Here is a 12,096-nt window from a genome sequence, read left to right as displayed (position 1 = left end):
GATAGCTTGCGGGCATAATCCCGCTTAATCAGCTAGCCGTACAATCGTTCTACCCTGTGAGCGGGCTGCCAGGATGTCTTCGAGCGCGCTTGGCAGGTCAGCCAAGCCAATTTCGCGCTCAACGAGCTGCTCCAGCTGCTCCGGTTTCCAGTCATTGCCGAGCTGCTTCCAGATCGCTACGCGGGTGTCATAGGGGCAAAAGACAGAGTCTATGCCCAGCAGATTTACACCGCGCAAAATAAACGGCAGCACCGTCGTAGGCAGCTTGGTGCCTGCTGTCAGGCCGCTCACGGCAACAGAGCCGTTGTAGGCGATCTGGCTAAGCAGCGAAGCGAGCGGCTTTCCGCCTACAGGGTCTACAGCCGCTTGCCAAAGCTGCTTGCCTAGCGGTCGGATGCTCTCGGCACCGTCGTAGACCTCCTCACGCGAAATAACCTCGGCTGCTCCGAGCGCCTTGAGGTAATCATGCGATTCGGCTTTGCCGCTGCTGGCTACGACATGGTAGCCCCTCTTGTGCAGCAAGGCAATGGCTGCACCGCCTACGCCACCCGTTGCTCCGGTGACGAGTACCTTGCCCTTCTCCGGTGCAACGCCGTTTTGCTCTAGCCGATATAACGACAGGGCTGCGGTAAATCCGGCTGTCCCGAAAATCATCGCCTCTCTCAGCGTGAGTCTGTCTGGAAGCGGAACTACCCAGTCCGCAGGCACACGCGCGTATTGGCTGAATCCTCCGAATTGAGACACACCCAGCCCGTAGCCTGTAACGAGTACCGCTTGTCCCTCGCTAAAGCGGCTATCCTCCGAGGAGACGACAGTTCCCGAGCAATCTATGCCGGGTACGAATGGATAGGCTTTGACAATATTGCCATCCTTGCGGGCGGCAAGCCCGTCTTTATAGTTGATACTGGAATAAGCGACACGAATCAATACCTCTCCAGCAGGTAAACTGTCAGTTTCCAAAGAACGCACTTCTGCTTGAACTTCACCGTCCTGCGTCTGATCGACGACAAGGGCATGAAATGACTGAGCCATCTGTAAAAGCCTCCTTTATTACCGTTTAAGCTTATGATTGGTCTATATATTCCATCTCTAATATACAAATTATGCTTATGCAGCATACAACAATCTGCACAGCCTGTCAGCGGCAATGCTCACAAGCTCTTAATCTATTATACCCTTTAGCTTATAATTACGTCGAAAATACCGGATTATGGATATATTCTTGCAACAATCTATTTCAATAAAGTTCGATAATCAATTATAAAGAGAGTGATAAATGAATTCTTACGCATTTTTCAAATCATTTTACGTAAACGGGATGTATTTTCAGAATGACTGTGCTAACATACCCTTTGATCGTTAAATATTCTATGAAGAAAGGTGAATGAATGACAACCAGAGCACTAAAAAATGGTTCGGTATTGTCCGAAGCCAAGGAACTGAATTTGTTCCGTTTGACATGGCCTATTTTCCTTGAATTGTTCCTGTTTATGCTAATGGGAAGCGTCGATACATTCATGCTCAGCTCTGTATCTGATAATGCAGTGTCGGGTGTGGGCGCATCCAATCAAATTATTTCAATCGCTATCCTTGTACTGGAGGTTATCGGCAACGGCGCTGCTATCGTCGTAGCTCAATATATCGGTTCTAAGAAACTAGTCGAAGCGGCCCAGGTGACGGGTACGGCCATTACTCTGAATTTAATGGTAGGTCTTTTGCTAAGCGTCATTTTTCTTGTGTTTGGTACTCATATGTTGCAATGGCTGAATGTCCAGGGTGATATTCTGACTTACGCGGAATCCTATATGAGTATCGTCGGGGGGGCCATTTTCCTTCAGGCATTGATTAACTCGCTGGCGGCGACCATTCGTACGCACGGTTTTACCAAAGAAACGATGTATGTATCGGTTTTTATGAACGTGATCCACGTGGTCGGCAACTATGTTTTGATTTTGGGACATTGGGGAATGCCTGCACTCGGTGTAGAGGGTGCTGCTATTTCTACAGTAGGTAGCCGCTTTATTTGTCTCTTGATCTTCTTCTGGCTGATGTACCGGGTAACTGAGGTCCGTGTCGAGTGGAAATATTACGTCCATTTATCCAAAAAATTTATCTCAAAAATATTGCGTATTGGTGTACCATCCGCGCTGGAGTCCATCATGTATCAGTCGTGTCAGCTCATATTCACACTGTACGTGACCTATCTGGGCGCAGAAGCAATGGCGACACGTCAATATGCCAATAATATTTCGAGCTATATTTATTTGTTCAGTATGGCAGTTGGTATGGGAACAGCTATCGTAGTGGGAAGACTCGTGGGAGCCAGAGAGAAGGATACGGCTTATAAACGTGTATTGAGCAGTGTGAAATGGGCGCTGCTCGTGACTGTGATCATTGATGCGATAGTTATCTTTTTCCGTGTACCCTTGCTCGGTTTGTTTACGGAAAACCCTGAAATTATTCGTTTGGGTGCACAGGTTATTTTACTTAGCATTCTGCTGGAAACTGGCCGGACGACGAATATCGTCATTATTAACTCGTTGCGTGCTGCTGGAGATGCCAAGTTCCCGGTCTTTATGGGCCTGATCTCCATGGTCTGCATGAGCTTGCCGCTGGGTTATCTGCTGGTATTCAAGCTGGATATGGGACTGGCTGGTGTGTGGCTGGCGATTGCTGCTGATGAATGGACTCGTGCTGTCATCATGTATGCCCGCTGGAGAAGCCGGTTATGGGAGAAGCATTCGCTGGTCGAGCACGATACACCAGATCAGCCTGCAACGCCTGTTCCGGCGCACTAATCCAAGTAATAATTCGGGTTAGCTAGAATCTAGCTTTTCGATAGAGTTGTATACGTGGAGGTAGTTCAAGAGAACATCTTGAGCTGCCTCTTTTTGCTGCATAGAGAGGAAATAGCAGAGAACCAGGAACTGTATATGAAAAAAACGCGCAGTGGCGCCACAGGTAAGTTTTAAGCTCAGAATATATCATAATGGCATTCATAAATAGAAGTATGGTAAATTTACTAAAAGAAAGATATACTTTTGTTGCACTAACGCAGTACATGAAAGACAAGGAGTGTACCGATGAAGAAGCCGACGATTGAAGATGTTGCCCAGAAGGCGGGAGTGTCTAAAAGCACAGTCTCGCAATTTCTGAACAAACGATATAAATATATGAGCGACCAAACCAAAGACCGGATCGCTGAGGTTATTCAAGAGCTGAACTATCAGCCTAACGGGCTAGCCCGCAGCTTGAAGCAAAACCGGACGTTTATGGTGGGAGTCATTGTAGCCAACATTGATTATACGCTGTCGATTCAGTCTATCCGTGCGATTGAGGAGGAATTGCAGCGCTTTGGCATTCAGGTGATCATTTGCAACGCCGATGAAAACCCTGACAAGGAAAGTCAGTATATTGAGATGCTCAAGGCCCGTCAAGTGGACGGCCTAATCATCTTCCCGACAGGAAAGCATGCAGACATTTACAACCAGCTCATTCGTGAAAAATATCCATTGGTGTTTTTGGACCGCTTGGTGGACGGTGTCAATACACGTAGCCTGCTGTTGGATAACGAAATGGCGATTAAGCTGGCGATTCAGGAACTTGTGGCTCACAAGCATGAACGAATTGCGCTGATTACCTTGCCCCTTGGCTTGAATCGGATTACTCCACGAGTGGAGCGGCTCAGCGGATATAAGAAGGCGCTGGAGGAGCATGGCTTGCCATTTCGTGAAGAATATATGCACAGCGTGCCGAGAGAAGAAATCCAGCAGACGCTGAAGGAGCTGTTCCAACTGCCGGAGCCGCCGACTGCACTGTTGGCCGGGAATGATATCGTGTTGGCTGAGGTGTTAAAGTATGTGAATGCTCGCCGTATACGCATTCCGGCAGAGCTGTCCATTATCGGGATTGACGATGCGGAGTTTGCTCATATTTACAATCCGCCGATTACGACCATTACACAACCGATTGCGGATATGGGGAAGCAGGCGGCAAAAACGTTGCTGTCCAGCATTGAGGAAGGCGGCGAGTCGGTTCCGATTATTTACCGATTTGTGCCGGATATCAATCGAGGAGAATCCGTCAAAACGCTGTAGATGAGCACCATGCCACATATTATAAAAATAGCCCGTATTCCTTTGTGTGACCTGAGTATGCGCATGCTGCTCAGGTCACACAAATGCGAATACGGGCTATTGGAAGTTAAGGCTGACTTTGGATGCGGCCTTGTTGAGCTTGCGCTCATAGCGATGAAGGTTATGCGGGGAATGAGCCCAGACTAATTCGTGCTGGCGCTGAGCAAAAAAGCTTCCAATTCGGCTCGTGTCGGATAGCCGTCCATGTCTCCAGCGGACATGACAGCCAGCGCACCAAGTGCATTACCACGCTTGACCGCTTCAGCCAGGGGTAATCCCTCCAGCAGCGCGCTGATCACACCTGCGGCAAAGCCGTCACCTGCGCCGACAGTATCCACGACATGATCTACGCGGAAACGCTTGACATATCCCTCTGCATCTGCGGATTTGTAATAGGCGCCTTCGGTTCCCAGCTTGATGATCACCAGCGAGGTGCCGCGATCGAGGTAGAACGAAGCGATGTCTTCAGGCGAAGTATAGCCTGTTAGTATTTTACCCTCATGGATGCCTGGCAGCAGCCAATCGCAACCCTCGGATGCTTCGTTAATCGCCTCCACCATCGTTTGTGTGTCAGGCCATAACTTGGGTCTGAGGTTAGGATCGAAGGATACGGTTTTGCCTGCCTTTTTCATAAACTGCTTCGCATGTCGGGCGAAGTCGCGGCATTCAGGGGAAAGTGCGACAGAAATACCTGTAAAGTGCAGGTGGCGAGCCCCAGCAAAGTAAGCTTCGTTAAAATCAGCAATGCTCAGTGTGGAAGCGGCGGAATGCCTGCGAAAATATTCGACCTCAGGGTCGCCGCTAGTAACTTTGGATTTAATCAGCATCCCAGTAGAGTGGTCTTTGGTAAACATAACATTTTGGGTGTCAATCTTCTCCTGACGCAGTGCATCGGCAATGAACTTGCCGAACGTATCCTCGCCGAGCTTGGTCACGAGTCCAGCTCGTAGCCCCAAACGCGACAAACCGGCCGAAACATTCGTCTCCGCCCCGGCCAGCGCTTTGGTAAATGAACGCACCTCATCCAGAGAGCCTGCTTCATTGGCGTAAAACATAGCCATGGGTTCTCCAAAGGTAACAGCATCCAATGTTGCGGTCATTTGAATTCCTCCTTGTGTTTAGTAAACTAAATCTGTAAGCGTATGCACCGCTTGAATAAAATGAAATTATCACATAAATCGGTTTTTCACAATGAGTAAGTTGATATATTTGCTAAAAACTTTTTGGGCAATGTAGATAAAAAAATATGATTTTGTTTATCAAAAGGTAAAAATCGTATAAAAATCCGCGAATATTAAGGCTTTTTCTAGGAATGATGAAGTTTTGGGTTGACACACTCTTAGATAATTATTACAATTCTAGCTAAGAAGTAGAGTTAGAAACCGCTTTTATAACAATTCCGTTGATAAAAAAGTTTATCTAAACAGGAGGAATGTTTTTATGGAAATGCGTTATTCAACTCATCCCGAACATGCCAAGCATTTTACGACTGAAGAGTTGCGTCAGCACTATCTGATCCAGGAGCTTTTTGTACCTGAGGAAGTAAAGCTGGTCTATACGCATGAAGATCGTGTCATTATCGGGGGCATTCATCCCGTGAATAAATCTGTTGCACTGGAAGGTAGCGATCAAATCAAAGCGGAAACTTTCCTGGAACGCCGTGAACTGGGTGTTTTTAATGTCGGCGGCAGCGGTACGGTCAAGGTGGATGGTGAAACTTACGAGCTGGCCACAAAAGACTGTCTCTACGTAGGTAAAGGTGCTAAGAAGTTGATCTTTGAAAGCGATTCCAGCGAAAAGCCTGCGAAATTTTATATCGTTTCAGCCTTGGCTCATACCACGTATCCAACGACGAAGCAGTCTTTTGCCGATGTGCCGTCTGAAAGTCTGGGTTCGCAAGAAACAGCCAATAACCGTACGTTACGTCGCTTTATCCATGACGAAGGCATTCAAAGCTGCCAGCTGGTTATGGGGATGACCACGTTGGAGAACGGCAGTGTGTGGAACTCCATGCCGACACATGTTCATGACCGTCGCATGGAAGTGTATTTCTATTTTGAACTGGACGAAAACGCCAGAATGTTCCACCTGATGGGTGAGCCGAACGAAACACGCCATCTGGTCATGAAAAATGATGAAGCCGTTATTTCTCCGCCTTGGTCTATCCATTGCGGTGCAGCTACAGGCAGCTATACCTTCATTTGGGGCATGGCCGGTGAAAATAAAACATACAAGGACATGGATCAGGTAGCCATGAGCGAGTTGCGTTAATCATTGCATTGGAACGTAGACCTGCAAGCGGCTGAGGAACCATGGTCATCCCATTCGTGGAAAGGATCAGGAACATGACGAAAAAGAAAGTTTTGGAACATATTACTTCGGTTGGTGTTGTCGCAGTCATTCGGGGAAACACAGCGGAGGAAGCGTATCAAATGTCCAAAGCCTGTATTGAAGGCGGCTTGGATAATATTGAGCTTACGTTTACCACGCCAGATGCGGATCAGGTCATTCGAAGATTGAGAGACGAATTTAAGGATCGGGCCGTTATTGGTGCAGGAACTGTACTGGAGTCACTGACGGCGAGAATCGCTATTCTGGCTGGAGCAGAGTTTGTTGTGAGTCCTTCTTTTGAAGAAGAAACAGCGAAGCTATGCAATTTGTACGCTATTCCTTATATGCCTGGCTGCATGACGCTGAATGAGATCAAGGAAGCCATGAAATTGGGTAGTGATGTCGTGAAGTTGTTCCCGGGCAATACGATGGGGGCGGACTTTGTTAAGGCCGTGAGAGGGCCAATGCCTCACGTGCAGATTATGCCAACCGGTGGCGTTGACCTGGATAATATGGAAACCTGGCTGCGTAACGGCTGTGTTGCCGTGGGAATTGGAGGCAATTTGACGGCTCCAGCCAAGGAAGGTCGCTACGACTTGATCACAGAAAATGCAGCGCGTTATGTGGCTAAATACAAAGAAGTACGTGCAGCGTTGTAGGCTTCAGAAAATATAGGTTTTTATACTAATTTGTGATGGAGGCGTAGGCATGGGACTGGACGATTTTTCATTGGATTTTTTTAGTCTAAAAGGTAAAACGGCGATTGTAACAGGGGGCAACAGTGGATTAGGTCAAGGATATTCCGTAGCTTTGGCCAAAGCAGGCGCAAACCTGTTCATTGTAGCTAACAATGATGATTATGAAGAAACAAGACGTCTGCTGGAGCCAACGGGTGTGAAGTTTGCTTTTCACCAGGCTGACCTGACTGAGAAAGAATCCATTAAAAAACTTGTAGAAGAGTGTGTCAAGGAATTTGGCAAAATTGATATCCTTGTCAATAACGCGGGTACGATCCGCCGCGCTCCTTTGCTGGAGTATAAAGATGAAGATTGGGACGCTGTTATGGAAATCAACCTGAATGCTGTATACCATTTGAGCCAGGAAGTGGCGAAGATAATGGTAGAGCAAAAAAGCGGGAAGATTATTAATGTCGCTTCTATGCTTGCTTTCCAGGGCGGCAAGTTCGTTCCGCCATATACAGCAAGCAAGCACGCAGTAGCTGGTATAACCAAGGCATTTGCGAACGAACTGGCGGTTCATAACGTTCAGATTAATGCGATTGCCCCTGGTTATATTGCTACGGCGAACACGGCTCCAATTCGTGCGGATGAGAATCGCAATCAAGAGATTTTGTCACGTATTCCTGCGGGTCGTTGGGGTGATCCGTCTGACCTGATGGGGGTTGTTGTTTTCCTCGCCAGTCAGGGTTCGGACTACATGAATGGTCATATCTTGGCGGTGGATGGCGGCTGGCTGGTACGTTAATCAGCGCCAATCACATCGAAGCTATGAACTGAAAGCTGCCTCAAAAGGAACTTGTCCTTTCAGGCAGCTTTTATTTGTTTGATGAACCTGTAAGCTGAATATGAAGATTTGGGGCGCTGCGCCGATCTATCCTATGCATATGGCACGAATGCCTTTATAATTTAATGAGATAAAAATTGCCTAGGCTCCAGCCGTTACACTTGGTTGGAGCCTTTGAGCATAATACAGAATGGATTGGAGAATGGAGAGATGAGTTCACAGCAACACCAACGAGCTTTGGTATACAAATCGTTGTGGCATGCAGGTCCTTGGCTGCTTGCCGCAGGGATCATCCTGGTAGGTGCCAATCTGCGCGCCTCGATTACTTCGGTAGGACCTCTTATCGGTTTGATTAAGGATTCTTTGCATATTTCGAATACACTAAGTGGTCTGTTAACGACGTTCCCACTGCTTGCTTTTGCACTGTTGTCGCCTTTTGTAGCCAAACTGTCGCGGCGCTTCGGATCTTCCCTTATTATTTTTGCGGCCTTGCTGCTGTTGACCGCAGGTATTGTAGTGCGCTCGACGCTGGGGGTGACTGCATTATTTGTCGGGACTGCGATGCTGGGACTGGCTATTGCTGTGTGCAATGTTTTGCTGCCCAGTTTGATCAAAGAGGAATTTCCACGCAACAGCGGACTAATGACCGGCGTATATTCCGTATCCATGAATGTGGTCGCTGCAACAGCATCCGGTCTGAGTATACCGCTGGCTCTGAATGGAGGAATGGGCTGGCGCGGTGCTTTGGGGATTTGGGCGATTGTCGGTGTCCTAGGTATTTTACTCTGGGTGCCGCAGCTCCTTAAGGCGCGCCGAACGGCTAGTCAAGCGGTAGTATCTGCCCGAACGGTGAATGTGTATAAATCGTCTTTGGCTTGGAAGGTAACGCTGTTTATGGGGCTGCAATCTGCCCTGTTCTATGTTCCTGCTGCCTGGTTTCCCGAAATGATGAGCGGACAGGGAATGGATTCAGAGACTGCGGGATGGATGCTGTCTGTGATGCAATTTTCGCAAATGCCATTTACTTTTATTGTGCCTATTTGGGCGGCGCGAGTGAAGAATCAGCGGATATTGGTTCTGATTATGGCTGCGCTCTATTTTATAGGTCTGGGTGGATTTCTGCTCGGGGCTACACAGTGGAGTGTGATTTGGGTCATTTGTATGGGTATAGCGGGTGGTTTTGCTTTTCCGCTAGTTATGATGTTCTTTAATTTGCGGACGCGAACACCGCAGCAGGCAGCAGAGCTGTCAGGTATGGCGCAATCCTTTGGTTATTTGCTAGCAGCGACTGGGCCGACGCTGTTCGGCTATTTGCATGATGCGACACAAGGCTGGACAATTCCGCTGCTTTTACTCTTGTGCCTGAGTGTTCTGCTTATGTTTACAGGGCTGGGTGCAGCTAAGAAACGATATGTCGGAGGCGAGGTGGATGATCAGGCTGCAATTTGATGCAGATGGCTACAGTGTGGTCTATAATGCAGATCGTGTTATGTTGTTGGCTAAAGAGTTTGCATTGTTGCGCTTTTTATACGATAACCGGAATCAGGTGTTCACCCGGGAACAACTGCTGGATCGTGTGTGGCCACTGGAATATCCAGTGGAGCGTACAGTGGATGATCATATCTATAGATTGCGCAAAAAACTTAAGTCATGGAATGGACTCCGTATTCATACGGTCAGAGGATATGGCTACAGCTTGACCCTGACTGGCATACAACCACGAAATCATCCTTCTTTGCACGATCAGGAAGTACAGGACGCCGTTCATGGACTTTTTCGAAAGTATCACCTGCTGGGGCAAGGCGATTCCATCGTAGCGCTGGCTGAACAGCAGGAGCAGATGGGTTTCCAAATGTCTGCCTATTATCAAATGTATACCCGTTTTGTACAGGCGGATGTAGCTTGGTTTTTGAAGCAAGAGGATTTTGCACCCGCAGACCGTTTGTATTGGATGTTGCTGCTTTATACGTGCACCGCAGGGGTAACGGATCAAGGGCTTGCCCTATGTGAGCGTGCGCTTGCCAGCGGATTGCTGTCCAGTGATCAGGAGCGGGAATTACGTATCCTCAATATTCTGGAGGCTTACGTGGAGAATGGACAACCTGAACGCGCACAGGAAGGTCTACCACTGACCTTCAAGGTTATGGAGCGGGATGATCTTGATAAATTTGAGATGCCGGTTGCGCTTATGGAAATGTACATGCATCTGGTCGCCAATCATATGGAAAAGGCTGCCGAACTGTCTGATCGTCTGGAAGGCATGCTGTCAGAGGCTCCGTATTTGCGCGAACTGGGCCGTTATCGCTTGCTGCGCGGACTTATGCTGTTGCGTACTGGAGATGTGGACCAGGCCGAGAGGCTCATGGATGAGGGGCTGGTCACCCTTGATATGGCAAAACAGGAACTGCTAAAGATCAAAGCGGTTAGTCAAATTCGCAGTTTCTTAAAGTTGTGCGGCCCGTATCCCATGCTGGAAGAGAAGTATGCGGCTCAATACGATCAACTTGATCGGGACAATAGCTTAACACTGCGTCGTTCGGCGCTGAGGTGCTGGCTGGAGCAGATCCTTTTTGTGGCCTGATTTTTTTAGCTGTCTGATTTTCCTCTGATATAGGCCCGCTAGAATGTTCTTATTGCTAAAGAAGCAGATAATGAGAGCAGGGTGAGTAGAAATGAAGGAAAAGAAAGAATTGCAGTCCACGCCTAGCATTTGGCGTAATGGCCATTTTCGGCGGATGTTTGCGGCACATACGGCTGCTTCCTTTGGTGATTGGTTTGATGCTATCGCCATTCAGGTGCTTGTTGCTTACCGCTGGGAAGCTGACCCGATGCTGATTGCGCTGATTCCGGTAGTTATGGCGCTACCGGGTCTGCTGCTCGGTTCCATTGCAGGCACGTTAGCCGACCGGGTACATAAGGCCCGACTGATGATCGGCTGCGATGTAGCTGTCGCCTTATTGACGCTGACGATTCTCGCCGTCCCTGGTCCGGTGTGGCTGTTGCCTTTGCTCGGCTTGCGCGCGGCGGCTGGCGTATTCCAAATGCCGTCACAGCAAGGTTTGACTCGTACAGTAGTCGCCAGTGGCGACCTATTCCGTGCAACCTCACTGAATGGCCTGGTCAATCAGGCCTCCAAAGTGGCGGGACCATTGCTGGGCGCCATGACCTTGACTGTGCTGTCCCCGCAAGCATGCATTATCCTGAATGCACTGCTGCGCCTCTGCTCCGGCCTCTTGCTATGGCCGCTGCGCGGAATCGGTCCGGCGCTGGCCAGCACAGACCAGCAAGCGGTTGCTGGTGCTGACGAGCAGCTCGGAAAGTCGACATCGGTTACAGCGCATGGGGCTGATGATGCCAAGATGCAGGGAGAGCCTGCTTATGTATCCCGTTTTTTCAGCCAGTGGCGGGAGGGTTGGGCGTTCCTCTGGCGCAGTCGAATGCTTTTGCATACGCTCATATTCGGGCTGTTCGGCTTGATCGCCATTCTTATGATCGACTACCAGTTCCCTACGTTGCTGAGAGTGCTCGCTCCGGGCAACGAATCGCTGCTTGGCTGGCTGGTTTCCGCCATAGGTGCTGGCGCTGTTGGTTGTATGCTTGTGCTTAATCGCTTGAATCGTATAAGCGCAGGCTGGGGACTCGGTGGAGGCTATGTGCTGATTGGCGGAGCGATTGCCACTTTAGGCTGGGCGCAGCCCGGGACAGGACTACCCGTACTGCTTACGATCGGGGCCATGCTAGGTGTAGGGAATGGTCTGTACATTATCACCCAGAATTACATATTACAAGCCAAAACCCCTGCTGATATGGTGGGGCGTGTCTTCGGTATTCAAAGTACCGTGATTGGAGCGATCATGGTCATTTCGCCGCTTACCGGGGGAGTATTGATCCGAATAGCAGGGGCAGGAACGGCTTTTGTCTGGATCGGGATGTCTGTTGGAATCCTGGGTTTGGCAGGACTTCTGCTTCAATCTGTAATTTGGCGCGAGTCTCTTGCTGATCCTCCCCCTTCGACTGAACAAAATGTCGATCTAGCGTAATCGTTTGCTTCCATTTAAGAAATTTATATTATTGTAGCATCAATATTTTTAGCATAGGAGAGATC

General features: G+C 48.8%; 10 protein-coding genes. 8 read left to right on the top strand and 2 right to left on the bottom strand.

Annotated features, from left to right (window positions below; genetic code table 11):
* Nucleotides 1-24: 24 nt before the first annotated feature.
* Complete coding sequence (locus MKX36_RS23815) at nucleotides 25-1,032, bottom strand: acrylyl-CoA reductase family protein (protein WP_340865886.1); 1,008 nt, start codon at nucleotides 1,030-1,032, stop codon at nucleotides 25-27.
* 356 nt (nucleotides 1,033-1,388) lie between these two features.
* Here MKX36_RS23815 and MKX36_RS23810 point away from each other — a divergent pair, with 356 nt between their 5' ends.
* Complete coding sequence (locus MKX36_RS23810; RefSeq protein WP_016822716.1) at nucleotides 1,389-2,798, top strand: MATE family efflux transporter; 1,410 nt, start codon at nucleotides 1,389-1,391, stop codon at nucleotides 2,796-2,798.
* A gap of 285 nt (nucleotides 2,799-3,083) precedes the next feature.
* Nucleotides 3,084-4,097: a LacI family DNA-binding transcriptional regulator gene (locus MKX36_RS23805; protein WP_016822717.1), complete on the top strand. Its 1,014-nt coding sequence runs from the start codon at nucleotides 3,084-3,086 to the stop codon at nucleotides 4,095-4,097.
* 182 nt (nucleotides 4,098-4,279) lie between these two features.
* Here MKX36_RS23805 and MKX36_RS23800 read toward each other — a convergent pair whose 3' ends face one another.
* Nucleotides 4,280-5,236, bottom strand: coding sequence for a sugar kinase (locus MKX36_RS23800; RefSeq protein WP_025366106.1), 957 nt, complete (start codon nucleotides 5,234-5,236; stop codon nucleotides 4,280-4,282).
* Nucleotides 5,237-5,576: 340 nt separating this feature from the next.
* Between MKX36_RS23800 and kduI the strand changes: the two genes are divergently transcribed.
* From kduI to MKX36_RS23770, 6 genes are all read left to right on the top strand, one after another.
* On the top strand, nucleotides 5,577-6,407 hold the full coding sequence (kduI, locus tag MKX36_RS23795) for a 5-dehydro-4-deoxy-D-glucuronate isomerase (RefSeq protein ID WP_017428648.1): 831 nt from the start codon (nucleotides 5,577-5,579) through the stop codon (nucleotides 6,405-6,407).
* 74 nt (nucleotides 6,408-6,481) lie between these two features.
* Complete coding sequence (locus tag MKX36_RS23790) at nucleotides 6,482-7,126, top strand: bifunctional 2-keto-4-hydroxyglutarate aldolase/2-keto-3-deoxy-6-phosphogluconate aldolase (RefSeq protein ID WP_013373614.1); 645 nt, start codon at nucleotides 6,482-6,484, stop codon at nucleotides 7,124-7,126.
* Nucleotides 7,127-7,175: 49 nt separating this feature from the next.
* A complete protein-coding gene (kduD, locus tag MKX36_RS23785; RefSeq protein WP_340865884.1) occupies nucleotides 7,176-7,952 on the top strand; it encodes a 2-dehydro-3-deoxy-D-gluconate 5-dehydrogenase KduD in 777 nt (258 codons plus the stop codon).
* A gap of 249 nt (nucleotides 7,953-8,201) precedes the next feature.
* The gene (locus tag MKX36_RS23780; RefSeq protein WP_340865883.1) at nucleotides 8,202-9,440 is read left to right on the top strand and encodes a CynX/NimT family MFS transporter; all 1,239 of its coding nucleotides are present in this window, start codon (nucleotides 8,202-8,204) and stop codon (nucleotides 9,438-9,440) included.
* Nucleotides 9,421-10,572, top strand: a complete 1,152-nt coding sequence (locus MKX36_RS23775; protein ID WP_340865882.1) for a winged helix-turn-helix domain-containing protein — start codon at nucleotides 9,421-9,423, stop codon at nucleotides 10,570-10,572. The genes MKX36_RS23780 and MKX36_RS23775 overlap by 20 nt, the downstream gene beginning before the upstream one ends.
* A gap of 91 nt (nucleotides 10,573-10,663) precedes the next feature.
* The gene (locus MKX36_RS23770; RefSeq protein WP_340865880.1) at nucleotides 10,664-12,031 is read left to right on the top strand and encodes an MFS transporter; all 1,368 of its coding nucleotides are present in this window, start codon (nucleotides 10,664-10,666) and stop codon (nucleotides 12,029-12,031) included.
* Nucleotides 12,032-12,096 lie beyond the last annotated feature (65 nt).

The organism is Paenibacillus sp. FSL W8-0439, from assembly GCF_038008995.1.
Classification (GTDB): Bacteria; Bacillota; Bacilli; order Paenibacillales; family Paenibacillaceae; genus Paenibacillus; species Paenibacillus polymyxa.
Note: the sequence above shows the minus strand (reverse complement) of the source record. Positions and strands in the feature narration are given on the sequence as shown.